Origin of the sequence: Pseudomonas hygromyciniae (assembly GCF_016925675.1) — a bacterium.
Lineage (GTDB): Bacteria > Pseudomonadota > Gammaproteobacteria > Pseudomonadales > Pseudomonadaceae > Aquipseudomonas > Aquipseudomonas hygromyciniae.
This window is the reverse complement of record NZ_CP070506.1, coordinates 4,102,741-4,126,819: the sequence shown is the minus strand read 5'-3', so window position 1 is coordinate 4,126,819 and position 24,079 is coordinate 4,102,741. Positions and strand designations below refer to the sequence as shown.

At 60.9% G+C, this 24,079-nt stretch carries 24 protein-coding genes and 1 pseudogene; 6 read left to right on the top strand and 19 right to left on the bottom strand.

The features are described 5' to 3' along the window. Nucleotides 1–27 precede the first annotated feature (27 nt). The 3 genes from curA (at nt 28) to JTY93_RS18320 (ending at nt 2,979) form a co-directional block, all read left to right on the top strand. Nucleotides 28–1,053, top strand: a complete 1,026-nt coding sequence (gene curA / locus JTY93_RS18330) for an NADPH-dependent curcumin/dihydrocurcumin reductase (protein ID WP_169992572.1) — start codon at nt 28–30, stop codon at nt 1,051–1,053. A 57-nt stretch (nt 1,054–1,110) separates the two neighbouring features. After that, nucleotides 1,111–1,713: a recombination mediator RecR gene (gene recR / locus JTY93_RS18325; RefSeq protein WP_205476795.1), complete on the top strand. Its 603-nt coding sequence runs from the start codon at nt 1,111–1,113 to the stop codon at nt 1,711–1,713. A gap of 117 nt (nt 1,714–1,830) precedes the next feature. After that, nucleotides 1,831–2,979, top strand: a complete 1,149-nt coding sequence (locus tag JTY93_RS18320; protein WP_205476796.1) for an acyl-CoA dehydrogenase family protein — start codon at nt 1,831–1,833, stop codon at nt 2,977–2,979. A 128-nt stretch (nt 2,980–3,107) separates the two neighbouring features. On the opposite strand, the gene JTY93_RS18315 is transcribed toward JTY93_RS18320, so the two are convergent. The 3 genes from JTY93_RS18315 to JTY93_RS29185 all read right to left on the bottom strand — a co-directional run bounded on the left by JTY93_RS18315 (nt 3,108) and on the right by JTY93_RS29185 (nt 4,935). After that, nucleotides 3,108–3,656 (bottom strand): adenine phosphoribosyltransferase, encoded by a 549-nt coding sequence (locus JTY93_RS18315; protein ID WP_205480737.1) that lies wholly within the window; start codon nt 3,654–3,656, stop codon nt 3,108–3,110. Nucleotides 3,657–3,746: 90 nt separating this feature from the next. Beyond that, complete coding sequence (gene fnr, locus JTY93_RS18310) at nt 3,747–4,481, bottom strand: fumarate/nitrate reduction transcriptional regulator Fnr (protein WP_029298173.1); 735 nt, start codon at nt 4,479–4,481, stop codon at nt 3,747–3,749. 124 nt (nt 4,482–4,605) lie between these two features. After that, nucleotides 4,606–4,935, bottom strand: a complete 330-nt coding sequence (locus tag JTY93_RS29185) for a hypothetical protein (protein WP_240357227.1) — start codon at nt 4,933–4,935, stop codon at nt 4,606–4,608. Here JTY93_RS29185 and JTY93_RS29180 point away from each other — a divergent pair. Further along, nucleotides 4,934–5,107 (top strand): hypothetical protein, encoded by a 174-nt coding sequence (locus JTY93_RS29180; RefSeq protein WP_240357226.1) that lies wholly within the window; start codon nt 4,934–4,936, stop codon nt 5,105–5,107. The two genes, JTY93_RS29185 and JTY93_RS29180, sit on opposite strands and share 2 nt — an antisense overlap. A gap of 6 nt (nt 5,108–5,113) precedes the next feature. Here the strand turns inward: JTY93_RS29180 and hemN are convergent, their stop codons facing one another. The 6 genes and pseudogenes from hemN to ccoG all read right to left on the bottom strand — a co-directional run bounded on the left by hemN (nt 5,114) and on the right by ccoG (nt 12,060). After that, nucleotides 5,114–6,496, bottom strand: coding sequence for an oxygen-independent coproporphyrinogen III oxidase (gene hemN / locus JTY93_RS18300; protein WP_205480726.1), 1,383 nt, complete (start codon nt 6,494–6,496; stop codon nt 5,114–5,116). 102 nt (nt 6,497–6,598) lie between these two features. Continuing rightward, nucleotides 6,599–7,282: a sulfite exporter TauE/SafE family protein gene (locus tag JTY93_RS18295; protein ID WP_205480724.1), complete on the bottom strand. Its 684-nt coding sequence runs from the start codon at nt 7,280–7,282 to the stop codon at nt 6,599–6,601. Further along, complete coding sequence (gene ccoS, locus JTY93_RS18290; protein ID WP_169992562.1) at nt 7,275–7,502, bottom strand: cbb3-type cytochrome oxidase assembly protein CcoS; 228 nt, start codon at nt 7,500–7,502, stop codon at nt 7,275–7,277. The genes JTY93_RS18295 and ccoS overlap by 8 nt, the downstream gene beginning before the upstream one ends. Nucleotides 7,503–7,524: 22 nt before the next feature. Further along, nucleotides 7,525–9,976 (bottom strand): annotated as a pseudogene (locus JTY93_RS18285) (heavy metal translocating P-type ATPase). A gap of 114 nt (nt 9,977–10,090) precedes the next feature. Next, nucleotides 10,091–10,630: a FixH family protein gene (locus JTY93_RS18280; RefSeq protein WP_029300032.1), complete on the bottom strand. Its 540-nt coding sequence runs from the start codon at nt 10,628–10,630 to the stop codon at nt 10,091–10,093. 14 nt (nt 10,631–10,644) lie between these two features. Next, the gene (gene ccoG / locus JTY93_RS18275; RefSeq protein WP_169992557.1) at nt 10,645–12,060 is read right to left on the bottom strand and encodes a cytochrome c oxidase accessory protein CcoG; all 1,416 of its coding nucleotides are present in this window, start codon (nt 12,058–12,060) and stop codon (nt 10,645–10,647) included. Between the two features lie 546 nt (nt 12,061–12,606). Here ccoG and JTY93_RS18270 point away from each other — a divergent pair. Further along, nucleotides 12,607–12,885 carry a hypothetical protein gene (locus JTY93_RS18270; protein ID WP_205518892.1) on the top strand — a complete coding sequence of 93 codons (279 nt, stop codon included), beginning with the start codon at nt 12,607–12,609 and terminating at the stop codon, nt 12,883–12,885. 554 nt (nt 12,886–13,439) lie between these two features. On the opposite strand, the gene ccoP (JTY93_RS18265) is transcribed toward JTY93_RS18270, so the two are convergent. The 8 genes from ccoP (JTY93_RS18265) to ccoN (JTY93_RS18230) all read right to left on the bottom strand — a co-directional run bounded on the left by ccoP (JTY93_RS18265) (nt 13,440) and on the right by ccoN (JTY93_RS18230) (nt 20,384). Beyond that, complete coding sequence (gene ccoP, locus JTY93_RS18265) at nt 13,440–14,414, bottom strand: cytochrome-c oxidase, cbb3-type subunit III (protein ID WP_169992553.1); 975 nt, start codon at nt 14,412–14,414, stop codon at nt 13,440–13,442. After that, nucleotides 14,411–14,596 carry a CcoQ/FixQ family Cbb3-type cytochrome c oxidase assembly chaperone gene (locus JTY93_RS18260; RefSeq protein ID WP_003175465.1) on the bottom strand — a complete coding sequence of 62 codons (186 nt, stop codon included), beginning with the start codon at nt 14,594–14,596 and terminating at the stop codon, nt 14,411–14,413. Before JTY93_RS18260 ends, ccoP (JTY93_RS18265) begins: the two co-directional genes overlap by 4 nt. Before the next feature lie 5 nt (nt 14,597–14,601). Further along, the gene (gene ccoO / locus JTY93_RS18255; RefSeq protein ID WP_029300047.1) at nt 14,602–15,210 is read right to left on the bottom strand and encodes a cytochrome-c oxidase, cbb3-type subunit II; all 609 of its coding nucleotides are present in this window, start codon (nt 15,208–15,210) and stop codon (nt 14,602–14,604) included. Continuing rightward, nucleotides 15,210–16,652, bottom strand: a complete 1,443-nt coding sequence (ccoN, locus tag JTY93_RS18250) for a cytochrome-c oxidase, cbb3-type subunit I (protein WP_057439486.1) — start codon at nt 16,650–16,652, stop codon at nt 15,210–15,212. Before ccoN (JTY93_RS18250) ends, ccoO (JTY93_RS18255) begins: the two co-directional genes overlap by 1 nt. Nucleotides 16,653–17,198: 546 nt before the next feature. Then, on the bottom strand, nt 17,199–18,122 hold the full coding sequence (ccoP, locus tag JTY93_RS18245; RefSeq protein WP_029300050.1) for a cytochrome-c oxidase, cbb3-type subunit III: 924 nt from the start codon (nt 18,120–18,122) through the stop codon (nt 17,199–17,201). Next, nucleotides 18,119–18,337: a cbb3-type cytochrome oxidase subunit 3 gene (locus tag JTY93_RS18240; protein WP_029300053.1), complete on the bottom strand. Its 219-nt coding sequence runs from the start codon at nt 18,335–18,337 to the stop codon at nt 18,119–18,121. The genes ccoP (JTY93_RS18245) and JTY93_RS18240 overlap by 4 nt, the downstream gene beginning before the upstream one ends. Before the next feature lie 3 nt (nt 18,338–18,340). Beyond that, nucleotides 18,341–18,949, bottom strand: coding sequence for a cytochrome-c oxidase, cbb3-type subunit II (gene ccoO, locus JTY93_RS18235; protein ID WP_029300055.1), 609 nt, complete (start codon nt 18,947–18,949; stop codon nt 18,341–18,343). A gap of 10 nt (nt 18,950–18,959) precedes the next feature. Further along, the gene (gene ccoN, locus JTY93_RS18230; RefSeq protein WP_029300057.1) at nt 18,960–20,384 is read right to left on the bottom strand and encodes a cytochrome-c oxidase, cbb3-type subunit I; all 1,425 of its coding nucleotides are present in this window, start codon (nt 20,382–20,384) and stop codon (nt 18,960–18,962) included. A 79-nt stretch (nt 20,385–20,463) separates the two neighbouring features. Here ccoN (JTY93_RS18230) and JTY93_RS18225 point away from each other — a divergent pair, with 79 nt between their 5' ends. Next, nucleotides 20,464–21,156, top strand: a complete 693-nt coding sequence (locus JTY93_RS18225) for an alpha/beta family hydrolase (RefSeq protein WP_205480489.1) — start codon at nt 20,464–20,466, stop codon at nt 21,154–21,156. Nucleotides 21,157–21,480: 324 nt separating this feature from the next. On the opposite strand, the gene aer is transcribed toward JTY93_RS18225, so the two are convergent. Together aer and JTY93_RS18215 are read right to left on the bottom strand one after the other, a co-directional pair. Next, nucleotides 21,481–23,046 carry a methyl-accepting chemotaxis protein Aer gene (gene aer, locus JTY93_RS18220; RefSeq protein ID WP_205477426.1) on the bottom strand — a complete coding sequence of 522 codons (1,566 nt, stop codon included), beginning with the start codon at nt 23,044–23,046 and terminating at the stop codon, nt 21,481–21,483. A gap of 119 nt (nt 23,047–23,165) precedes the next feature. Beyond that, nucleotides 23,166–23,954 carry a CPBP family intramembrane glutamic endopeptidase gene (locus JTY93_RS18215; RefSeq protein WP_205477425.1) on the bottom strand — a complete coding sequence of 263 codons (789 nt, stop codon included), beginning with the start codon at nt 23,952–23,954 and terminating at the stop codon, nt 23,166–23,168. Nucleotides 23,955–24,079: the final 125 nt, after the last annotated feature.

The window sequence follows — 24,079 nt, the reverse complement described above, 5'->3', positions numbered from 1 at the left end:
CAATCACCGATAAAAGGAGCCTTGCTGATGACCCAAGCCATGACCCTCAACCAGCGCATCGTCCTGGTATCCCGCCCGCAGGGTGCGCCCGTGCCGGAGAACTTCCGCCTGGAGCGCGTGGCGCTGCCTGACCTGGCAGACGGCCAGGTTCTGCTCAAGACCCTGTTCCTGTCCCTGGACCCCTACATGCGTGGGCGTATGAGTGACGCGCCGTCCTACGCCGCACCGGTAGAAATCGGCGAGGTAATGACCGGTGGTGCTGTCAGTCGCATCGAACAGTCGCGCAACCCCAAGTTCGAGGTGGGCGACCTGGTGGTCGGTGCCACCGGCTGGCAAAGCCATAGCATCAGCGATGGGGGCAACTTGATACCGGTGCCCAAGGGCTTGCCAAGCCCGTCCATGGCCCTTGGCGTACTGGGTATGCCTGGCATGACGGCTTATATGGGGCTGATGGATATCGGCCAACCGAAGGCCGGGGAAACCCTGGTAGTAGCGGCAGCCTCGGGCGCGGTGGGCTCGGTGGTCGGCCAGGTGGCCAAGCTCAAGGGCTTGCACGTGGTGGGCATCGCGGGCGGCGCCGACAAGTGCCGCTATGTGGTGGAGGAGTTGGGCTTTGACGCTTGCATCGATCACAAGAGCGCGGATTTTGCCGATGAACTGGCCCAGGCCTGTTCCAAGGGCGTGGACATCTATTACGAGAATGTCGGCGGCAAGGTATTCGACGCCGTGCTGCCTTTGCTCAACCCCAAGGCGCGGATCCCTCTGTGTGGCCTGATTGCCGGTTACAACGCCCACGAGGCCCCCACCGGCCCCGATCGGCTGCCGGCGTTGCAACGCACGTTGTTGACCAAGCGCGTGCGCATCCAGGGCTTTATCGTGTTCGACGACTATGGCGACCGCCACCCGGAATTTATCAGCGCCATGGCGCCCTGGGTGCGGGACGGCAAGGTCAAGTTCCGCGAAGACGTGGTCGACGGCCTGGAGCAGGCGCCCGAGGCCTTTATCGGGCTGTTGGAAGGACGTAACTTCGGCAAGTTGGTCGTGCGTATTTGACGCTTATCCGAGGCGCGGGTATAAACCGCGTCTCGTTGTTTTGTCGGACCTTTCCCCATGAGCTTCAGCCCCCTGATTCGTCAACTGATCGATGCCCTGCGCACCTTGCCGGGCGTGGGTCAGAAAACCGCCCAGCGCATGGCGCTGCAACTGCTGGAGCGTGACCGCAGCGGAGGCTCGCGACTGGCCCAGGCCTTGAGCCAGGCCATGGAAGGCGTGGGCCATTGCCGCCAGTGCCGCACCCTGACCGAAGAAGAGCTGTGCCCGCAATGCGCAGATCCTCGTCGTGATGACACGCTGCTGTGTGTAGTCGAAGGCCCGATGGACGTGTATGCGGTTGAACAGACCGGCTATCGCGGGCGCTACTTTGTGCTCAAGGGCCACCTTTCGCCCCTCGACGGCCTGGGGCCGGAGGCGATTGGCATCCCGCAACTGGTGGCGCGCATTGAAGATCAGGGCACCTTCACCGAAGTGATCCTGGCTACCAACCCAACGGTGGAAGGCGAAGCCACTGCGCATTACATCGCGCAACTGCTGACCAACAAAGGCTTGATCACTTCGCGCATTGCCCACGGCGTTCCGCTGGGTGGCGAGCTGGAGTTGGTGGATGGCGGCACCCTGGCGCACTCGTTTGCCGGTCGTAAACCTATCGCCCTCTAACACCCACCACAAATCCCCTGTGGGAGCGGGCTTTGTGCTGTGGTCGAAATTTTCGTTTGGCTTGATAACCAAGCAAGCGCTTGGTAATTTCGCTCCATCTCTGCATGGAGCTTGCCGATGTCTGCCTATCAGGAATACTTCGATCCTAGCCACCAATTGGTCCGCGACAGCGTGCGCCGTTTTGTCGAGCGCGAGATTCTGCCGGGTATCGAGCAATGGGAGGAGGCCGAACACTTCCCCCGCGAGTTGTACCTCAAGGCCGGTGCGGCGGGGATTCTCGGGATCGGTTACCCCGAAGCCCTAGGCGGCAGCCACGAGGGCGATCTGTTTGCCAAGGTCGCCGCCAGCGAAGAGTTGATGCGTTGTGGTTCCGGTGGCGTGGTGGCGGGGCTGGGATCGCTGGATATCGGCTTGCCGCCGATCGTCAAATGGGCCCGCCCCGAGATCCGCGCACGCGTGGCTCCCCAGGTCTTGTCTGGCGAGAAGATCATGGCCTTGGCCGTCACTGAGCCGGGGGGTGGTTCTGACGTGGCCAGCCTGCAAACCCGAGCCGTGCGGGATGGCGACTGTTATCGGGTCAGTGGCAGCAAAACCTTTATCACCAGTGGCGTGCGCGCCGACTACTACACCGTTGCGGTACGCACTGGCGGGCCGGGCTTTGCCGGCATCAGCCTGTTGCTGATCGAAAAGGACACGCCCGGCTTCACCGTTGGCCAGCCGCTGAAGAAAATGGGCTGGTGGGCGTCGGATACTGCCGAGTTGTTCTTCGATGATTGCCAGGTGCCGGTGGGCAATCTGATCGGCGCCGAAAACATGGGCTTTGCCTGCATCATGGGTAATTTCCAGAGCGAGCGCCTGGCCTTGGCGTTGATGGCCAACATGACGGCGCAGATGGCGCTGGAAGAGAGCTTGAAGTGGGCCGCGCAGCGCGAGGCCTTTGGCAAGCCGATCGGCAAGTTCCAAGTGCTCAAGCACCGCCTGGCGGAGATGGCCACGGCGGTCGAGGTTTCCCGGGAGTTTACTTATCGCCAGGCGGCGAAGATGGCCGCGGGCAAGAGTGTGATCAAGGAAATTTCCATGGCCAAGAACCTGGCCACCGACACGGCTGACCGGGTGACGTATGACGCGGTGCAGATTCTTGGTGGGCTGGGTTATATGCGCGGCAGCCTGGTGGAGCGGCTGTACCGGGACAATCGGATTTTGTCGATTGGCGGCGGCACTCGGGAGGTGATGAACGAGATCATCAGTAAGCAGATGGGGTTGTGATTGATAGTGTTTCCAGGGGCCTCATCGCGGGCAAGCCCGCTCCCACATTCGCCCGCATTCCAAAGTTGGAACTCGGTCCAATGTGGGAGCGGGCTTGCCCGCGATGAGGCCCGCCCAGACACAGCAAATCAGCGCTCAGTCAACCCAAACTGGGTCAAACAGAACGTCGGAATCCCCATATCCTCCAACCGCTGCGACCCCCCCAACTCCGGCAGATCAATAATCGCCGCCGCCTCGAAAATCCGCGCCCCCATGCGCCGCGCCAGATTAGCCGCAGCAATCAAGGTGCCACCCGTGGCGATCAGGTCATCGAACATCAGCACCGAATCCCCTTCACACAGGCTGTCAGCGTGCACTTCGAGGAAGGCTTCCCCGTATTCGGTCTGATAGCCCTCGGACAGCACGTCCGCTGGCAGCTTGCCCTGTTTACGGAACAGAATCAGTGGCTTGTTCAGTTGATAGGCAATCACCGAACCGATCAAAAAGCCCCGGGCATCCATCGCGCCGATGTGCGTGAACTCGGCTTCGACGTAGCGATGGATAAAGGTGTCAGCCACCAGGCGCATGGCCTTGGGCGACTGGAACAGTGGTGTGATATCACGAAAGATCACCCCAGGCTTGGGGAAGTCGATGACGGGGCGGATCAGGGGTTTGATGTCAAAGGAGTCGAAAGCCATCGTCGGGAGTCCTGGGGGCAAAGACTCGCCAGTATACCTGCGGCCTGGCCGGTTGGCTTGGCCGCAAGTGTCGCATCCCCGGTGCGGCGGTCAGCCGTCGAGGGAGCCGCCGGCCAGTGCGCAGAGTTGGATCGGGTCGAGGATATGGACTTCCTTGCCCTCGGCGGCAATCAGTTCGTTTTGCTGGAAACGGGTGAACACCCGGGAAACGGTTTCCACCGCCAGGCCCAGGTAATTGCCGATTTCGTTGCGCGACATGCTCAGGCGGAACTGGTTGGCCGAGAAACCACGGGCACGGAAACGTGCCGACAGGTTGACCAGGAAGGTGGCAATCCGTTCGTCGGCGGTTTTTTTCGACAACAGCAGCATCATTTGCTGATCGTCACGGATTTCCCGGCTCATCACGCGCATCAACTGGCGGCGCAACTGCGGCAATTGCAGTGCCAGTTCATCCAGGCGTTCGAACGGAATCTCGCACACCGACGTGGTTTCCAGGGCCTGGGCCGACACCGGGTGAATCTCGGTGTCCATGCCCGACAGGCCAACCAGCTCGCTGGGGAGGTGGAAACCGGTGATCTGCTCTTCGCCGCTATCGCTCAAGCTGAACGTCTTCAAGGCGCCCGAGCGCACTGCATAGACGGAATCGAACTGGTCACCCTGGCGAAATAGAAACTCGCCTTTCTTCAGTGGGCGGCCACGTTTAACGATTTCGTCCAGCGCATCCATGTCTTCCAGATTCAGCGAAAGTGGCAAGCAGAGGGGCGCCAGGCTGCAATCCTTGCAGTGAGCCTGGCTATGAGCGCGCAGTTTAACTGGCTCGGACATTTCTTAAATCCTTGTGGGAAAACACACATAAGACGTAAGGGTACCGCACTGAGGGACTATCAAGCCAGCCTGTACAAAAAACCGGCAGGGGTATAAAGAATTTTGCACAGCGGCCGATGGACTGCTAACGACCAAGAGCTTGGAGGCTCACGATATGCTTTCCATCGACGGCAATCTTCCGTCCCGCACCATGGTGCCGACGTTGCTTGAACCGAAAAAAGCCAGCGCCGTTGGCAATGAGACTGAAACCCCTGCGCTCGGTGAAACCAAGCCTGCCGAAGGCGTGAGCGTGACCTTTTCCGGCGCGTCGCTGAATGCCGCCAAGGCCGAGAAAACGGCCAACAGCGATATCGAAGAAAGCGGGCTGGACGAGAACGTGCAGAAACTGCTGAAAATGATTCGCCAGTTGAAGCAGCAGATCGCGGAAAAAAATGGCAGAGATGTCGGCGGTCATGTCCGACAAGCGCCTGAGCCCGGAGCAGTCCCTGGCGAAACTGAGCGGCGTGCAGTCGGCGTTGGGCGCCCTGCAAGCTTCGCTCACCTCCGCCTATGCGTCGTTGAGCGAAGCGATGAAAAACCTGAGTGCCGAGGATGCGGTGAAGGCCGCCTCGTTGATGGCCAAGTAGTCCGGCTCAGATTACCCGTGAAAATCGCTGCCTATTCTGGTGCTCCAGATAGGCATCGAACACCATGCACACCGAGCGCACCAGCAGGCGTCCGGCTGGCAGTACGCGAATCCCCTCGGCGTTCAGTTCGATCAGGCCGTCACTGGCCATCGCTTCCAGTTGCGGCCAGAGCTCGGCGAAGTAGCCGCGAAAATCCACGGTAAACGCCTGTTCGATGCTTTCGAAATCCAGGCTGAAGTGACAGATCAGCTGCTGAATCACCGCCCGCCGCAAACGATCGTCGGCCGTGCAGAGCAGGCCGCGACTGGTGGCCAGCTGCGCCCCAGCCAGGGCGTTCTGGTAATGATTCAGGTCGCTGCTGTTCTGGCAGTACAAGTCACCAATCTGACTGATGGCCGATACCCCGAGCCCGATCAAATCACAGTGACCGTGGGTGGTGTAGCCCTGGAAATTGCGCTGCAGGGTGGCCTCTTCCTGGGCAATGGCCAGCTCGTCGTCGGGCAGGGCGAAGTGGTCCATGCCGATGTAGTTGTAGCCGGCTGCTGCCAACTGCTCGATGGTTTCCTGCAGCATCTGCAACTTGACGGCGGGGGCCGGCAGGTCGTCGCTGTTGATCCGCCGCTGGGGCAGGAAACGTTCCGGCAGGTGGGCGTAGTTGAACACTGACAGCCGGTCGGGTTGCAGGCTGATGACCTCGGCCACGGTGTTGGCGAAATGCTCCGGTGTTTGTTTGGGCAGGCCGTAGATCAGGTCGATGTTGATCGAGCGAAACTGCAGGGTGCGCGCGGCATCGATCACCGCGCGGGTTTCTTCCAGGCTTTGCAGGCGATTGACCGCCCGTTGCACCTCGGGGTCCAGGTCCTGCACGCCAATGCTCACGCGGTTGAAACCCAGTTCACGCAGCAGGCCCATGGTGGCCCAATCGGCTTCCCGTGGGTCTATCTCGATGCCGTAGTCGCCGGAGTCGTCATCCAGCAAGTTGAAGTGTTGGCGCAGTTGCGCCATCAACTGGCGCAACTCGTCATGGCTGAGAAAGGTCGGCGTGCCGCCGCCAAAATGCAGCTGCTGTACCCGCTGGTTGGGGTCAAGGTGGCAGGCGACCAGTTGAATCTCTTGCTCCAGGCGTTGCAGGTAGGCCTGGGCACGACCGCGGTCCTTGGTGATGACTTTGTTGCAGGCGCAGTAGTAGCAAATGTTCGCGCAGAACGGCACGTGCACATACAACGACAGCGGGCGCACGGCCTTGCGGCTGTCACGCAGGGCGTGCAGCAGGTCGAAGGTGCCGACCTGGCTGGTGAATTGTACGGCGGTGGGGTAGGAGGTGTAGCGCGGCCCCGCGAGGTCGTAACGATGAATCAGATCAGTGTCCCAACGAATGGCGTCGAGCATGCGGGCGTTCCCCGGATTGGCTAGTGGGCCAAGTCTAGGGGCATGGCTGGGCGGTCATCTTGATTTGTATCAACGGGGAGCGGCGCTATGCCACATGGCCTTTTAGTGGCCCATAAGCCAGTGCTGATGGGGGCCGGGTAGGGTCCAGATACCGAACACCATCACCAACAGGCCGCCCGCCATGCGCACACTGCGCTTGCGCAACAGCGCGGTGACACGCTCCGCCGCTAGCCCGGTGGCGAGCAACACCGGCCAGGTGCCGAGACCGAAGGCCAGCATCAACAGCCCGCTATCGATGGCATTGCCTTGGCTGGCCGCCCACAGCAACGTGCTGTAGACCAGACCGCACGGCAGCCAGCCCCATAGCGCGCCCAGCAACAAGGCGCGGGGCAGGCTGGACACCGGCAGCAAACGGTTGGCAAACGGCTGTATATGACGCCACAGGCCGCGCCCGAGGCTTTCGATGCGGGTCAGGCCGCTCCACCAGCCGGCCAGGTACAAGCCCATGCTGATCAACAGCAGGCCGGCAAGGATGCGCATGAACATCGCGGCCGGGCTGTTGGCCACCGCCCAGCCCGCCAGGCCAATCAATACGCCGGCGCTGGCATAGCTGAGGATGCGTCCCAGGTTGTAGGCCAGCAGCAGGCGAAAACGCCGGCTGCGCTGCTCCGGGGGGATTGCCAGGGTCAATGCGCCCATCAGGCCACCACACATGCCCAGGCAATGGCCGCCGCCCAACAGGCCGAGGATCAGCGCAGAAACCAGCAGTGGCGCGAGTTCAAGCATGGGGCGGCGCCGGCTCGTCAGGCTTGGTCGCAGGCTGCGGATGGCTGCTGGCCTCGTCGACGGCGGCCAGGTGCTTGGGATCCTGGTCGTCGAACAGCACGCTATGGGCCGGCCCGTCGAGGTCGTCATACTGGCCGCTGTCCACCGCCCAGAAGAAGATGTAGATGGCGATGGCGACGATCAGCAGCGCCGCTGGAATCATTACGTAAAGAGCTGGCATCGCTACTCCATGCCCGCGCGGCTCAAGCCGGCAGCGGACGGGGCTGTGGGGTGGTGCTCGCGGCGCTGTCGCGCGGCAGGCGAGTCAGGCGCAGGGCATTGAGCACCACGGTCAACGAACTGAGGGACATGCCGATCGCGGCCCAGATCGGCGTGATCCAACCGAGGGCAGCGAACGGCAACATCAGGCCATTGTATAGCCCGGCCCACAGCAGGTTTTCAATGATTACGCGGCGCGTGCGCCGTGCCAGGCTGAAGGCTTGCACCAGGGCATCCAGGCGGTTGGACAACAGCACCGCGTCGGCGCTGGTTTTTGCCAGGTCAGTGGCCGAACCCATGGCCACGCTGATATCGGCGGCGGCCAATACTGGCACGTCATTCACGCCGTCACCGAGCATCAACACTTTGCGGCCTTCCTTGTGCAACTGTTGCAGCACCAGCAGCTTGTCATCCGGGCGCAGGCCGCCATGGGCTTCGTCGATGCCCAGTTCGGTGGCGACGCTGGCGACCATCGGCGAGCTATCACCCGATAGCAACAAGGTGCGCCAGCCCCGTGCCTTGCACGCGGCCAGCAGCGCCGGTGCGTCACTGCGCAGGCGATCATCCAGGACAAACCAGGCCAGGGCGCCGCTGGTATCGCCCAGCAGCAACCATTGGCCGGCGTCTTGCGGCGATTGAGGAATCGCGCAGCCACTCAATTCACAGACAAAGCCGGGCTGGCCGATGCGCAGCAGGCGTTCGCCGACCCGGCCTTCGAGCCCCAGGCCCGGGGTGCTGAGCACCTCATCAGCCGCCAGTGGCGCGCGGCCAAAGGCCCGGGCAATCGGATGTTCGGAGCGGTTTTCGAGGGCGGCGGCCAGGGCCAGGGCTAGGTCGCTGCTCATGCTGCCCAGCGGCCGGATGGCACGCAGGGCCAGGCGGCCTTCGGTCAGCGTGCCGGTCTTGTCGAAAATCACCGTGTCGATCTGGTTCAGGCCTTCGAGCACATGGCCGCGGGTCAGCAGCAGCCCGAGTTTGTGCAGGGTGCCGGTGGCGGCGGTCAAGGCGGTGGGGGTTGCCAGTGACAAGGCGCAGGGGCAGGTGGCGACCAGCATCGCCAGGACAATCCAGAACGCCCGCGAGGGATCCAGCTCCCACCACAGCAGGCCAATCAGCGCGGCGGCGATCAGCGAGCAGAGCAGGAACCATTGGGCGGCGCGGTCGGCGATTTGCGCCAGGCGCGGTTTTTCTGCCTGGGCCCGCTCCAGCAGGCGCACGATGGCCGATAAACGGGTGTCATGGCCCAAGGCGCGTACTTCAACGGTCAACGCGCCTTCGACGTTGAGGGTGCCCGCGGTGACGGTGTCGCCGGCCTGTCGTGGTTGTGGCAGGTACTCGCCGGTGAGCAGCGACTCATCGATGCTCGACTGACCATCCAGAATCACTCCATCGGCGGGCAGGATCGCGCCCGGATGCACCAGCACCCGATCGCCCAGGGCCAGTTCGGTGAGCAGGATACGTTCGCTCTGGCCATCCCCTTTGAGGCGCAGGCACGAGGCCGGCAGCAGGTTGACCAGTTGGGCGGTGGCGGCGGCCGTGCGTTCCCGGGCGCGACGTTCCAGGTAACGCCCGGCCAGCAGGAACAAAGCGAACATGCCCACGGCATCGAAATACAGCTCGCCCACCCCCGTGATTGCGGTCCAAATCCCCGCCAGGTAAGCACCGCCGATGGCCAGCGAGACCGAGACATCCATGGTCAGGTGGCGGGTGCGCAAGTCGCGCATGGCGCCCTTGAAAAACGGTGCGCAACTGTAGAACACGATGGGGGGTGGTCAGAAACAGCGCGACCCAGCGCAGGATCTCGTGCAGCTCGGGGCTCAGGTCGATATTGAATTCCGGCCAAGTGGCCATGGTCGCCATCATCGCCTGGAACCACAGCAGGCCGGCGACGCCCAGTTGGCGCAGGGCCAGACGGTTTTCGCTGGCCAGTTGTTCGGCGGCGCGATCGGCCTGATACGGGTGCGCAGCGTAGCCGATCTGGCGTAGCTCGCTGAGCACCTGGCTCAACGGCAATTGCCCATCGGCCCAGCGCACATGCAGGCGATGGTTGGACAGGTTCAGCCGCGCCTCGGCCACGGCCGGCAGGCTGCGCAGGTGTTTCTCGATCAGCCAGCCACAGGCGGCGCAACTGATGCCTTCCATCAACAGGGTGGCTTCGGCCAGGTCGCCGTCGTGGCGCACGAAGGGTTTTTGCACATCGGCGCGGTCGTACAGTGCCAGTTCGTCGACCAACTGCACGGGCAAGGCTTCGGGGTTGGCCGAGGCCTCGCTGCGGTGTTGGTAATAGCTTTCCAGCCCACCTGCGACAATTGCTTCGGCCACCGCCTGGCAGCCCGGGCAGCAAAGCTCGCGGGGCTCGCCGAGGATCACCGCCGTAAAGCGGCTGCCGGGCGGGACGGGGAGGGCGCAGTGGTAGCAGGGGATTGGGGTGGTCATGGTTTTGGATCTGTGTGGGCGGGGAGGGCCTCATCGCGGGCAAGCCGACTCCTACAAGGTTATCGCACACTCCCTGTAGGAGCCGGCTTGCCGGCGATGCGCGAAGCGCAGACTTTAGTTCTTCAGGTCTTCAGCACCCTGCAACGGCTCGTCACCCAACTTCAAGTCGGTGCCATGGCTGACTTCTTCCTCTTCAAACATGCGCCAGGTGCGGTCACCTTCCACCCCCAGCAGCTCGACGAAGCGCCGGCCTTCAACCTTGTCCGTGACCTGGCCGATATACCGACCCGGCTCGCTCTCGCTGCGGGTGAGCATGACCTTGCGGTCTTTCTCCGGCTGGGTCGGCGAAATCAGGTTCAATTCCAGCGTGGTCGGCCCGCTGTTGCCGGTGAGGTGCAACTCAACTTCGCCGGTCAACTCATCCAGGTGCATGGTGGCGCGCATTTGCAGGGTCTGGGCCAGCAATTCGCGGTCCAGGGAGCGGTTGATGCCTTTGCCCGCCTCGTAGTAGTTGTCGTTGACCAGGTTGTCCGGGTTGTTCACCGCGATGGTCACCATGGACAAGGTCAACGTCACCGAACAGGCCAGGATGGCAATGATGATCCAGGGCCAGAGGTGCTTGTACCAGGGGCTTGCGGCAGTTGCTACGGGCATTGTTCTGCTCTCTTTTAACGAATTTGTGGGCCGATGAACCGGCTCTTGGCTTCAACGTGGACGCTGTCATCATCAGCATCCTTAAGGATGAATTTCACCTCGTTGGTGGTCGATGGCATTTGTTCCGGCGCGCTCGACAGTTCCACCGGCATGGTGAAGATTTCCCCGGCGGCGACCTTGATCTCGCGCTTGCCTTGCAGCTTGAGATCCGGCAGGCCGCTGGCGTCCAGCACGTAGGTGTGGTCGCGCTGGTCCTTGTTCATGATTTTCAGGCTGTAGACGTTCTCGATTCGCCCTTCGGCGTTTTCGCGGTACAGCACGCGGTCCTTGCTGACGTCGAAACCCACCAGCGAGCGCATGAAGAACGCCGCGGCCAGCAGGCTGATCATCGCCAGCAGCACCAGCGCATAGCCGATCAGGCGCGGACGCAGCTTGTGGGTCTTTTGCCCCGACAGGTTATGTTCGGTGGTGTAGCTGATCAACCCGCGAGGGTAATCCATCTTGTCCATGATGGTGTCGCAGGCGTCGATGCAGGCGGCGCAGCCAATGCACTCGATCTGCAGGCCGTCGCGGATGTCGATGCCGGTGGGGCAGACCTGCACGCACATCGTGCAATCGATGCAATCCCCCAGGCCCTGCGCCTTGTAGTCGACACCTTTCTTGCGCGGGCCACGTACTTCGCCGCGGCGCGGGTCATAGGACACGATCAGGGTGTCCTTGTCGAACATCACGCTCTGGAAGCGCGCATACGGACACATGTAGATGCACACCTGCTCACGCAACCAACCGGCGTTGCCGTAGGTGGCGAGGGTGAAGAAGCCGACCCAGAAGTACGACCAGCCATCGGCCTGGCCAGTGAAGAAATCGAAGACCAGTTCGCGGATCGGCGAGAAGTAGCCGACAAAGGTCATGCCGGTGACAAAGCCGATCAGCAGCCATAGCGTGTGCTTGCTGAGTTTACGCAGGAACTTGTTGGCGCTCATTGGCGCCTTGTCCAGCTTGATCCGCTGGTTACGGTCGCCTTCGGTGACCTTCTCGCACCACATGTAGATCCAGGTCCACACGCTTTGCGGGCAGGTATAACCGCACCAGATACGCCCGGCGTACACGGTGATAAAGAACAGGCCAAAGGCCGAGATGATCAGGATGCCTGACAGCAGGATGAAATCCTGGGGCCAGAATGTCGCACCGAAAATGAAGAATTTGCGCTCTGGCAGGTTCCACCAGACGGCCTGGTGCCCACCCCAGTTCAGCCACACCGTACCAAAGTACAGCAGGAACAAGCCGGCACCGCCGAGCATCCGCAGATTGCGGAACATCCCGGTGAAGGCGCGGGTGTAGATTTTCTCTCGCGAGGCGTAGAGATCGACGGTGTCGCTGGTTTTTTTGGCAGGCGGGGTAACGTCATGTACCGGAATCTGGTTGCTCATCATTGCATCCCACGGCAGTGGAGATTTGCCTCGGCCAGTACGTGCCAACCGGGGTCAAAAATAGGGGTCTTGCAGTGGCGTAATGATACGCCTGTAGTTCCTGTGAGCGGGTGCGACCTTTGGTCGCGTTGGGGGAAATCAATTGATGGTGTACGTGATCTGGGTCAATTGACTTGAGGAGTATGGACGGTTTGCGGCGGATGAGCGGCCGGCGGGCAAAAAAAACTGTCCCGCAGGTGCATAGGTATCTACACAACTTTGCCGCAACGCCTAGATCCAGGCAGATAGCGCAGTTGTGGCGAGCGGGCTTGTCGGAACGCCGCATCGCCCGCTCGCCACGGGGGAGTTCGTCAGTTTCTGAAAGTTGTGTAGATACCGATGCCGCAGGTGGGGAGCCGAACCTTCACAAATCATCTCCTCTTTGGCGTTGGTTAATGTAACGCGCTATGTGCTTTGGGAACGAATGACGTCGATTGGCTCACTCAGAGGATGCTCGGCTATATAACTCCTGAGCGCTTTTCTGATGAAGTTAATGATGAGGTATCTATGATCAGTGGCAACATAATGCTGAATGCTTATAACCCTATGACCGTTATTGCGTCTGTTGAAAATCATGCGATCGCTGATGCCCATTCCAATATAAGGGGGGGCGGCGACAAGGCAGGCGATAAGTCATCGGACCAGATTGAGAAAGCGCCCCGCCATTATCAGGCCAGCCCCAATCTGATGGAGCGTAACGAACCCAAACTCCCGCTTGCCGACTATGATCGGGCCCAGAATCTTTTGCCGCGCAAGGAACCCAAGCCCCCCGCTTGCCGACTATGATCGGGCCCAGAATCTTTTGCCGCGTAACGAACCCAAACTCCCGCTTGCCGGCTATGATCGGGCCCAGAATCTTTTGCCGCGTAACGAACCCAAACTCCCGCTTGCCGACTATGATCGGGCCCAGAATCTTTTGCCGCGCAAGGAACCCAAACCCTCGGTTGCCGACTATGGTCGGGCCCCGAATCTGTTACCGCGTGACGAACTCAAGCCAAGAGCTCCCTTTTATCTGACAGGTACTAATAAGTTAGAAGTTGACGCACTCAAGCCAGCAGCGCCCTTTTATCTGACGGGTACTAATAAATTATAAGTTGACGAGCCTAAGCCAATGTTGCGGTGATTGCGAATTGTCAGGTGTTTACTGTGTGCAATGTTCATGCATTCTTTAATTCGCAAGTTGGTTTAGTTATTGGCGAGCTATTTGCCTGTCGTAAGGCCTGCCAAGGTTTGATTTAAGCAGCAGGTGCTTATGTAGTTTTTTGCTGATAGTTATTCCTTTGACGAAAAAAAGCCCCGCCAGCATGCGCTGTACGGGGCTTTTTCTTGCAGCTTGCAGCTTACTTCTGTTCTTGCGGCTCTTTGTGCGAGAGGCTGTAAACATACGCCGCCAGCAAGTGCACCTTGTCGTTACCCTGCAATTGCTCCTGCGCAGGCATCTGGCCCTGACGGCCGTAACGGATGGTCTGCTGCAGTTGGGCGAAGCTGGAACCGTAGATGAACGCGCCCGGGTGGGTCAGGTCAGGTGCGCCCATCGCTGGCGTACCTTTGCCCGCCGGGCCGTGGCAGGCCACGCAGTTGGCGGCGAACAGCTTCTCGCCGTTGGCCACGTCGGCCTTGGCACCTTCCGGCAGCTTGCGGCCATCGAGGTTGGTCAGTACAAAACCGGCGACGTCAGCCACGCCTTGTTCACCGATCACTTCAGCCCAACCCGGCATCACCGCGTGACGGCCCGCCATGATGGTGGCCTTGATGGTTTCCGGCTCGCCGCCCCAGCGCCAGTCGGCGTCGGTCAGGTTGGGGAAGCCATAGGCGCCCTTGGCGTCGGAACCGTGGCATACCGAACAGTTGGAGGCGAATAGGCGGCCACCCATCTTCAGGGCTTGCGGATCCTTGGCCACTTCTTCAATGGGCATGGCAGCAAACTTGGCGAAGATCGGTCCGAACTTGGCGTCGGAGCGGGCCATTTCCTTTTCCCACTCGTGCACGCCGGTCCAGCCGCTCTGGCCGTTGGCGAACGGGGTTTGCTTCTCGTTGTCGAGGTAGGCGTAGCCCGGCAGCAGGCCTTTCCAGTTGCCAAGGCCCGGGTACAGCACCAGGTAACCCAGGGCAAAGATAATGGTGCCCACGAACAGCATGAACCACCACTTCGGCAGTGGGTTGTCGTATTCCTCGATACCGTCGAACGAGTGGCCAACCGTCTCGTCCGTTTGTTCGGCGCGCTGGCCCTTGCGGGTCGACAGCAGCAGCCAGGTCAGGGCAAAAATGGTACCCAGACTGAGGACTGTGACGTACAGACTCCAGAACGTAGTCATTCTTTGTTACTCCTAGAAGCTTGCTCGACGTGCTTGATGGCTTCGGGATCATCCGCAAAAGGCAGCAAGGTCGCGTCTTCAAACTCTGACTTGCGCTTGGGGCTGAACACCCACAACGCCAGGCCGATAAAGGCCACCATCACGACAACGGTGCCCAGGCCTCGAATCATCCCGATATCCATTCAGATCACCGTTTGCTTTTGATGATGGTGCCCAGGCCTTGCAGATAGGCCACCAGCGCGTCCATTTCGGTCTTGCCCTTGACGGCTGCCTGGGCACCGGCGATGTCTTCGTCGGTGTAAGGCACGCCGAGGGTGCGCAAGACTTCCATTTTCTTGGCAGTGTCTTTGCCGTCGAGCTTGTTTTCCACGAGGAACGGGTACGCCGGCATTTTCGACTCGGGCACTACGTTGCGCGGGTTGTACAAGTGCGCACGCTGCCAATCATCGGAGTAACGACCACCCACGCGGGCCAGGTCCGGACCGGTACGCTTGGAACCCCACAGGAACGGGTGGTCCCACACGCTTTCACCGGCGACCGAGTAGTGGCCATAGCGTTCGGTTTCAGCACGGAACGGGCGGATCATCTGCGAGTGGCAGCCGACACAGCCGTTGGCGATGTACACATCGCGGCCTTCCAGTTCAAGGGCGGTACGCGGCTTCATGCCTTCGACCGGCTTGTTGGTCACGTCCTGGAAAAACAGCGGAACGATCTGGGTCAGGCCGCCGATACTCACGGCGATGACCATGAAGAAGGCCAGCAGGCCGATATTCTTCTCGACTACTTCATGCTTCATCAGTGAGCTCCCACGACGGCGATCTTGGTGGCGGCTTCAGCCTCTACAGGGTTGGAGGCACGCACGGTGCGCCACACGTTGTAGGCCATGAACAGCATGCCGCTGGCGAAGAACGCACCACCGAGGGCGCGGACGATGAAACCAGGATGGCTGGCTTGCAGCGCTTCGACGAAGGAGTAGGTGAGGGTGCCGTCGTCGTTGATCGCACGCCACATCAGGCCCTGGGTGATGCCGTTGACCCACATCGAGGCGATGTAGAGCACGGTGCCGATAGTGGCCAGCCAGAAGTGGGTGTTGATCAGGCTGGTGCTGTGCATCTGCGCCCGGCCATAGAGCTTGGGAATCATGTGGTACAGCGCGCCGATGGAGATCATCGCGACCCAGCCCAAAGCGCCGGCGTGTACGTGGCCGATGGTCCAGTCGGTGTAGTGGGACAGCGAGTTGACGGTCTTGATCGCCATCATCGGCCCTTCGAAGGTCGACATGCCGTAGAACGCCAGCGATACCACCAAAAAGCGCAGGATCGGGTCGGTGCGCAGCTTATGCCAGGCGCCCGACAGGGTCATCATGCCGTTGATCATGCCGCCCCAGCTCGGAGCCAGCAGGATGATCGACATGGCCATGCCCAGGGACTGTGCCCAATCCGGCAGTGCGGTGTAGTGCAGGTGGTGGGGACCGGCCCAGATATACAGGGTGATCAGTGCCCAGAAGTGCACGATGGACAGGCGATAGGAGTAGATCGGACGTTCGGCCTGTTTGGGCACGAAGTAGTACATCATCCCCAGGAAACCGGTGGTCAGGAAGAACCCTACGGCGTTGTGGCCGTACCACCACTGGATCATCGCATCGGTCGCACCGGCGTAGGCCGAGTAGGACTTGAAGAAACTCACCGGCAGGGACGCGTGGTTGACGATGTGCAGCATCGCCGTCACGACGATGAATGCGCCGTAGAACCAGTTGCCGACATAGATGTGCTTGGTCTTGCGCTTGACGATGGTGCCAAAGAACACGATGCCGTAGGTCACCCAGACGATCGCCAGAAGGATGGCAAGGGGCCATTCCAATTCCGCGTATTCCTTGGTGGTGGTGAAGCCCATTGGCAGGGTGATGATGGCGCCGACGATTACTGCTTGCCAGCCCCAGAAGGTGAAAGCGGCAAGACCGTCGGAAATCAGTCGCGTCTGGCAGGTTCGCTGCACGACATAGTAGGAGGTGGCAAACAGTGCACATCCGCCGAAGGCGAAGATCACAAGGTTCGTGTGCAGTGGGCGTAGGCGTCCAAACGTCGTCCATGGCAGGTCGAAGTTCAACTCCGGCCAGACCAGTTGCGAGGCGATGAAGACACCGAGCCCCATGCCAAGGATCCCCCAGACCACCGTCATGATGGCGAACTGGCGGACTACCTTATAGTTATAAGCAGTCGGACTGATTGCTGTGCTCATTCTAAGGTTCCACGGTTTAGGTGTTTTATTAGGATAAAAATCGGCCGCAAGTATGGACAATGCGAATTGCCATTGCAACGTAACGCTGACCTGCGTCAATGCGTTTCAAGCCAGATTCTGCGCCCTTTCCCTATTTGGCGTAAGGACAAAATCAAAAATGAAAAGCTGACGGGTTGGACAGGAATTTTGAGGGGGCGCAGGTACTTGCAACGCGATGTGTAGTGACACGCTGCCAAGGTGACGAATGGTTGGTGGCACGACAGCCGGTAACTGTCAGCCCTTGCGCCTGTCACCCTGCTGGAATGTCTGACTCATCGAGTGCAAGTCGAGCTGCGACCGATCAACGCCGGCCCACTGTCGAAACAAGCGTAGACCCGAATGGCGAGAGGGGAAAGAGGTGCTTTAGAAGGGTGTGACAATCTGGCGCAGGACGCAGCGGTTAGGAGCAAGCTGCAAGGGGCAAGTTTGACGCGGGGGAGGGGGAGGGTTGAAAAGGCTGCAAGAGCCGAGTTGAGAACTCTTCTCTTGCAGCTTATAGCGTGAAGCTTACTTCTGATCCTTCTGCGACAGGCTGTAGACGTAGGCCGCCAGCAGGTGGACCTTGTCGTTGCCTTGCAGCGCTTCCTGCGCTGGCATCTGGCCTTGACGGCCGTGGCGGATGGTTTGCTGCAACTGCGCAAGGCTGGTGCCGTAGATGAAACCGGCAGGCTGCGTCAGGTTCGGCGCGCCCATGGCTTCAACACCGTGGCCCTCTGGGCCGTGGCACGCCACGCAGGTGGTATCGAACGCTTGCTTGCCAGCAGCCAGGTCGACCTTGCTGTCAGCCGGCAGCGGCAATTTGGCCAAGTCGTGGCGTACATAGGCGGCGACGTTTTTCACTCCGTCTTCGCCCAGTACTTCACCCCAGGCCGGCATTGCGGCATGGCGACCGTTCATGATGGTCAGCTTGATTGCATCGGCCGAACCACCCCAGCGCCAGTTGTCGTCCGCCAGGTTCGGGAAGCCGTAGGCGCCCTTGGCGTCGGAGCCGTGGCACACCGCGCAGTTGGAGGCAAACAGACGGCCGCCCATTTTCAACGCTTGCGGGTCCTTGGCTACTTCTTCCACGGGCATGGCTGCGAATTTGGCGAAGATCGGCCCAAACTTGGCGTCGGCCTTGGCCATTTCCTTGTCCCATTCCTTGGTCTGGGTCCAGCCGTCTTCATAGCCCGGCAATACGCCTTTCCAGTTGCCCAGGCCCGGATAGAGGATCAGGTAGCCGACGGCAAACACCAGGGTGCCGGCGAACAACATGAACCACCATTGGGGCAGGGGGTTGTCGTACTCCTCAATCCCGTCGAAGGCGTGGCCCATGGTCTGGTCGACGCTGCCCTTGGTCTCGCCCTTGCGGGTGCCGAACAACAGCCAGGTCAGGCCGATCAGGCTGCCGAGGGTCAGTACACAGATCCATGTACTCCAAAAGGTAGTCATGGCCGAATGCTCCTTGTTACAGGCTCTTCTTGAGCGTCGGATGGGGTGCCAATGGCGTCAGGCTTAGGCTCATCGGCAAATGGCAGCAGGCAGGCCTCGGCGAACTCCGGGTTGCGCTTGGAGTTGAACACCCACAGCGACAGGCCGATGAAGGCAATCGCCACCACCAGCGTGCCGAGGCCGCGGATCATTCCGGTATCCAGTTCAAAACCCATGGTTCACCTCTTGCTCTTGATTGCAGTGCCGAGCACTTGCAGATAGGAGACCAGAGCGTCCATTTCGGTCTTGCCCTTGAGGCTGTCCACGGCCGCGGTGATGTCCGCGTCGGTGTACGGCACGCCGAGGGTACGCATGACCTTGAGCTTGGTTTCGGTGTGGCTGCTGTCGACCTGCGCGGTGACCAGCCATGGGTAGGCCGGCATCTTCGACTCAGGCACTACGTTGCGCGGGTTGTACAAGTGCGCGCGGTGCCAGTCATCGGAGTAGCGGGCGCCAACCCGGGCCAGGTCCGGACCGGTACGCTTGGAACCCCACAGGAACGGGTGGTCCCAAACGCTTTCACCGGCAACCGAGTAGTGGCCATAGCGTTCGGTCTCGGCGCGGAACGGCCGGATCATTTGCGAGTGGCACTGTACGCAGCCTTCGCGGATGTAGATGTCACGGCCTTCCAGTTGCAGCGCGGTATAGGGCTTCATGCCTTCTACCGGCTTGTTGGTCACGTCCTGGAAGAACAGCGGGACGATCTGTGTCAGGCCGCCGATACTCACGGCCAGCACCATCAGCAGCATCAGCAGGCCGACGTTCTTTTCAATCGTTTCGTGTTTCATCATCGACTCCTCAGGCCATCTGCGCTGCAGCGGCTACTTCGGCAGGTTGTGCCGAACGCACGGTGCGCCAAGTGTTGTAAGCCATCAGGAACATGCCGCTGAGGAAGATTGCACCGCCCACCAGTCGCACGATGAAGCCTGGGTGGCTAGCCACCAGGGTTTCGACGAAGGAGTAGGTCAAGGTGCCGTCTTCGTTGACCGCACGCCACATCAGGCCCTGGGCAATGCCGTTGACCCACATCGAAGCGATGTAGAGCACGGTGCCGATGGTGGCCAGCCAGAAGTGCGCGTTGATCAGGCCGAGGCTGTACATCTGCTCGCGACCGAAGACTTTCGGGATCATGTGGTACAGCGCGCCGATGGAAATCATCGCCACCCAACCCAGAGCGCCGGCGTGTACGTGGCCGATGGTCCAGTCGGTGTAGTGGGACAGGGCGTTGACCGTCTTGATCGCCATCATCGGACCTTCAAAGGTCGACATGCCGTAGAACGCCAGCGATACCACCAAAAAGCGCAGGATCGGGTCGCTGCGCAGCTTATGCCAGGCACCCGAGAGGGTCATCATGCCGTTGATCATGCCGCCCCAGCTTGGCGCCAGCAGTACCAGCGACATCACCATGCCCAGGGACTGTGCCCAGTCCGGCAGCGCGGTGTAGTGCAAGTGGTGAGGACCGGCCCAGATGTACAGGGTGATCAATGCCCAGAAGTGCACGATGGACAAGCGATAGGAGTAGACCGGACGCTCGGCTTGTTTCGGCACGAAGTAGTACATCATCCCCAAAAAGCCCGCAGTGAGGAAGAAACCTACGGCGTTATGCCCATACCACCACTGCACCATGGCATCCGTCGCACCACCGTAGAGGGAGTAGGACTTGGTCAGGCTGACCGGGATTTCCAGGTTGTTGACGATATGCAGGATCGCCACGGTGATGATGAACGCACCGAAGAACCAGTTACCGACGTAGATGTGCTTGGTGTTGCGCTTGGCCACGGTACCGAAGAACACGATGGCGTAGGCGACCCAGACGATGGTGATCAGGATGTCGATCGGCCATTCCAGCTCGGCGTATTCCTTGGAACTGGTGTAGCCCAGTGGCAAGCTGATTGCCGCCAGCAGGATCACCAATTGCCAGCCCCAGAAGCAGAACGCGGCGACTTTCGGCGCGAACAGCTGGGTCTGGCAGGTGCGTTGCACCGCGTAGAAGGAGCTGGCAAACAGCGCACAGCCACCAAACGCGAAAATCACCGCGTTGGTGTGCAGTGGGCGCAATCGACCGAAACTGGTCCAAGGCAGGTTGAAGTTGAGTTCGGGCCATACCAACTGGGCGGCGAGAAAAACCCCGAGCCCCATGCCGACGATGCCCCACACCACCGTCATAATGGCGAATTGGCGGACCACCTTGTAGTTATAGGCGGTACTTAAAGTAGTGTTCATGGTTCCCCATCCACGGTTCAACCCAAGCAGATGCGGCACTTGGGCTGGAGTTATAGGCAGACTAAAAAGCGAGGCAAGCATGGGCAAAGAGCACAAGGCCAGTATTGACGGGGATCAATGGGCGCAGTGTGTGCGTGAACAGGGTTGGTTATGGAATGCGGCCACGCGCGTTGGCGCAGGCCCCTCACCGACGCTGATCCTCGCCCACGGAGCCGGCGCGCCGATGGACTCGGGCTTTATGGACGACATGGCTGCACGCCTTGCCGGGCATGGCGTGAACGTGTTGCGCTTCGAGTTCCCGTACATGGCCCAGCGCCGTGTGGACGGCGGCAAACGCCCGCCGAATCTGGCGCCGAAACTGCTGCAATGCTGGCGCGAGGTATATGCCCAGGTGCGACGTCATGTCGCTGGGCCCCTGGCGGTGGGCGGCAAGTCCATGGGCGGGCGCATGGCCAGTCTATTGGCCGATGAATTGGCCGCTGATGCGCTGGTATGCCTGGGTTATCCGTTCTATGCGGTGGGCAAGCCGGAAAAACCCCGGGTCGAGCACTTGGCCGGGCTGAAGACGCCGACCTTGATTGTGCAGGGCGAGCGCGATGCACTGGGCAATCGGGCGGCGGTGGAGGGCTATGTGCTGTCGCCGAGCATCGAAGTGATGTGGCTGGTGGCGGGGGATCATGATTTGAAGCCGTTGAAGGCCTCGGGGTTTACCCATGAGCAACATCTGGAGGCTGCGGCGGGGAAGGTGGCTGGGTTTCTCGGCGCCTGTTAGGGCTTCATCGCAGCATAGGTATCTACATAACTTTGCCGCAACGCCTAAATCCAGGCAGATAGCGCCGTTGTGGCGAGCGGGCTTGACCCGCGCTGGGCTGCGAAGCAGCCCAAAAAGCCCTCCACGTTTCTTCAGATAAACCGCGATGGCCGGGTTTAGGGCTGCTTCGCAGCCCAGCGCGGGGCAAGCCCGCTCGCCACAGGAGAGTTCGTCAGTTTCTGAAAGTTGTGTGGATACCGATGCCCATCGCAGGCAAGCCAGCTCCCACATTTTGATGTGTGAATACATTCAAAATGTGGGAGCTGGCTTGCCTGCGATAGCGATCTAACGGTTAAACCGCTCCACCAGCGAATACTGGGTATTGGCCGTATGGGTCAGCTCTTCACTCAACTGCGCCGAGTTCAGTGCCTGCTCCGACGTCTGGTCTGCCAACAGCGCAATAGTGCTGATATTGCGGCTGATCTCCTCGGCCACCGAGCTTTGCTCCTCGGTCGCGGCGGCGATCTGCGTAGTCATGTCGGTAATATGCGCCACCGCCTCGCTGATCCCCACCAGCGCCGCGTCCGCTTCCATTACCCGCGCCACACCTTCTTCGGCCTGGCGATGCCCGGCGTCCATGGTCTGCACGGCGGTGCTGGCGGTCTGTTGCAGCTTGGCGATCAGGGCATGAATCTGTCCGGTGGATTCGCTGGTGCGTTGCGCCAGTTGCCGCACTTCATCGGCCACCACCGCAAACCCACGGCCCATTTCACCGGCACGGGCCGCTTCGATGGCTGCGTTGAGGGCCAGCAGGTTGGTCTGGTCGGCAATGCCTTTGATCACATCTACAACACCGCCAATCTCATCGCTGTCCTTGGCCAATTGGGTCACGGTCACGCCGGTCTCACCAACCACCACCGACAGGCGCTGGATGGCTTCACGGGTTTCGCCGGCGATATCACGCCCGCGCCCGGTCAGGCGATTGGCTTCCTGGGTCGCATCGGCCGTGCGCTGTACATGGCTGGCGACTTCCTGGGTGGTGGCGGCCATCTGATTGACGGCGGTGGCGACCTGCTCGGTCTCCACGCGCTGGCGTTCCAGGCCGGTCGAACTGTTGTGGGCCAGGGTGTTGGATTGACGCGCCTGGTCGTTGAGGTGCTCGGCGGTGTCCTGCAAGCGGGTCAGACAAGTCTTCAGGCGGGCTTCCTGGCTGAGGATCGACATCTCCAGGCGTGCCTGCGCGCCACGGCTGTCGGTGTACATCTGCGCGATCAGCGGGTCGGAGGTGGTCTGTTCGGCCAGGCGCAGCAGGCGTTTGAGGCCACGTTGTTGCCAACTCAGGCCGAGCAGGCCCAGGGGCACCGACAAGGCGGCGGCCAGGGCAAAGCCCCAGTGGGAGTCGAACCAGACGCCGATCAGGAAGCTCAATTGGCTGACCAGGATAAACGGCAGCCAGTCCTGTAGCACCGGCAGCCATTTATCACTGCGCGGGATGGCCGACTTGCCCTGGTTGATACGTTGATACAGCGCTTCGGCACGGCGGATCTGTTCGGCGGTGGGCTTGACCCGTACCGATTCGTAGCCGACCACCTGTTCACCGTCGAACACCGGGGTCACATAGGCGTTGACCCAGTAGTGATCGCCGGTCTTGCAGCGGTTCTTGACGATGCCCATCCATGGCAAGCCTTGTTTGAGCGTCGCCCACATGTGCGCGAACACGGCCGCCGGCACATCCGGGTGACGAACCAGGTTGTGCGGGGCGCGCATCAGTTCATCCCGGGAAAACCCACTGATCTCGACAAACGCATCGTTGCAGTAAGTGATCACGCCTTTGGCATCGGTCGTGGAGATCAACCGTTGTTGAGCGGGGAATGTACGTTCGCGCTGGGTAACGGGTTGGTTATTACGCATGATTGATCAATCCGCAAGGCTTTGATGGGTTGTCGGCCGGTGCGGGCTTTTATTTAGCTTATTTTTGCAATAATCCGCACAAGCGTAGGCCCCTCTCGGCGCGACCTCGGAACTGGCGATCAGGCCAGCATCGGGTAGGTAAACAACCCGAAATGCAGCAGATTCAGGCCAAAGTGTGTCGCAATCGCCGCGCCCAGGCCGCCGAAGCGGTAGGCCAGGCCATAACCCGCGCCGGCGATACTGGCCAGCAGCACCCATTGCCAGCCGGCACCGACATGCACCAGGCCAAACAGTAGCGAAGCCAGGAGCAAGGCGAGGTTTTCGCCGTAGGGCAGTTGCTTGAAGCGTCGGCTCAGGCCGCCCTGGATATAGCCGCGAAACAGCGCCTCTTCAACCAGGGTCACCAGCAACAGGTTATTCAACACCCAGAGCCAGGCCTGGTCTGGCCATTTGGGGGCCCAACTGATGATGCCCAGCAGTACCGCTCCACCCAGGGCGGCGATGGTGGTCAGGGTCAAGGCCAGCGCGGTGGCGTAGATCGACAGGCGCAACGGGCGGCGGGCGACGATCCACGGGCAGGCGAGTAGCAGCCAGAAGCCAATCAGTGGTTTGTCCTGGTTCAGGTACAGCGAGAAGGGCACGGCGTCGGCGGTGAAACGCTGGGGGTCGATGGCGCGACCGTTTTGGAAGCCGGGTAGCCAGTGCATCGCCAGGCCCAGGGCCAATACGATGAACAGGCCATGGCCAAGGTAGCGCGCCCATGGGACGTGCTGTTGGCGTACGGCATAACCTGCGACCAGCAGTAGCCCGATGGAGGCCCCTGCCAGCAAACCCAGTTGCCCGTAGGTCAGGGCCAACCCATAGCCAATGGAAAGAAGGGCCAGGTACAGCCAGGGCAAAGCGGGCATAAAAAAATCCTTGTGACGGTCAACGTGACGCAATTGCTTGATGTAGCAGCCGGTAAGCCGGCGCCTACAAATGAGGGCGCGGATTATAGCGACAGTTGCGGGCGGCAAAAATGAAAACACCGCCC

Coding starts and splice junctions, on each gene's coding strand:
- curA (WP_169992572.1), top strand. CDS start 28: ATGACCCAAGCCATGACCCTCAACCAGCGCATCGTCCTGGTATCCCGC.
- recR (WP_205476795.1), top strand. CDS start 1,111: ATGAGCTTCAGCCCCCTGATTCGTCAACTGATCGATGCCCTGCGCACC.
- JTY93_RS18320 (WP_205476796.1), top strand. CDS start 1,831: ATGTCTGCCTATCAGGAATACTTCGATCCTAGCCACCAATTGGTCCGC.
- JTY93_RS18315 (WP_205480737.1), bottom strand. CDS start 3,656: ATGGCTTTCGACTCCTTTGACATCAAACCCCTGATCCGCCCCGTCATC.
- fnr (WP_029298173.1), bottom strand. CDS start 4,481: ATGTCCGAGCCAGTTAAACTGCGCGCTCATAGCCAGGCTCACTGCAAG.
- JTY93_RS29180 (WP_240357226.1), top strand. CDS start 4,934: ATGTCCGACAAGCGCCTGAGCCCGGAGCAGTCCCTGGCGAAACTGAGC.
- JTY93_RS29185 (WP_240357227.1), bottom strand. CDS start 4,935: ATGACCGCCGACATCTCTGCCATTTTTTTCCGCGATCTGCTGCTTCAA.
- hemN (WP_205480726.1), bottom strand. CDS start 6,496: ATGCTCGACGCCATTCGTTGGGACACTGATCTGATTCATCGTTACGAC.
- JTY93_RS18295 (WP_205480724.1), bottom strand. CDS start 7,282: ATGCTTGAACTCGCGCCACTGCTGGTTTCTGCGCTGATCCTCGGCCTG.
- ccoS (WP_169992562.1), bottom strand. CDS start 7,502: ATGCCAGCTCTTTACGTAATGATTCCAGCGGCGCTGCTGATCGTCGCC.
- JTY93_RS18280 (WP_029300032.1), bottom strand. CDS start 10,630: ATGCCCGTAGCAACTGCCGCAAGCCCCTGGTACAAGCACCTCTGGCCC.
- ccoG (WP_169992557.1), bottom strand. CDS start 12,060: ATGAGCAACCAGATTCCGGTACATGACGTTACCCCGCCTGCCAAAAAA.
- JTY93_RS18270 (WP_205518892.1), top strand. CDS start 12,607: ATGATCAGTGGCAACATAATGCTGAATGCTTATAACCCTATGACCGTT.
- ccoP (WP_169992553.1), bottom strand. CDS start 14,414: ATGACTACGTTCTGGAGTCTGTACGTCACAGTCCTCAGTCTGGGTACC.
- JTY93_RS18260 (WP_003175465.1), bottom strand. CDS start 14,596: ATGGATATCGGGATGATTCGAGGCCTGGGCACCGTTGTCGTGATGGTG.
- ccoO (WP_029300047.1), bottom strand. CDS start 15,210: ATGAAGCATGAAGTAGTCGAGAAGAATATCGGCCTGCTGGCCTTCTTC.
- ccoN (WP_057439486.1), bottom strand. CDS start 16,652: ATGAGCACAGCAATCAGTCCGACTGCTTATAACTATAAGGTAGTCCGC.
- ccoP (WP_029300050.1), bottom strand. CDS start 18,122: ATGACTACCTTTTGGAGTACATGGATCTGTGTACTGACCCTCGGCAGC.
- JTY93_RS18240 (WP_029300053.1), bottom strand. CDS start 18,337: ATGGGTTTTGAACTGGATACCGGAATGATCCGCGGCCTCGGCACGCTG.
- ccoO (WP_029300055.1), bottom strand. CDS start 18,949: ATGAAACACGAAACGATTGAAAAGAACGTCGGCCTGCTGATGCTGCTG.
- ccoN (WP_029300057.1), bottom strand. CDS start 20,384: ATGAACACTACTTTAAGTACCGCCTATAACTACAAGGTGGTCCGCCAA.
- JTY93_RS18225 (WP_205480489.1), top strand. CDS start 20,464: ATGGGCAAAGAGCACAAGGCCAGTATTGACGGGGATCAATGGGCGCAG.
- aer (WP_205477426.1), bottom strand. CDS start 23,046: ATGCGTAATAACCAACCCGTTACCCAGCGCGAACGTACATTCCCCGCT.
- JTY93_RS18215 (WP_205477425.1), bottom strand. CDS start 23,954: ATGCCCGCTTTGCCCTGGCTGTACCTGGCCCTTCTTTCCATTGGCTAT.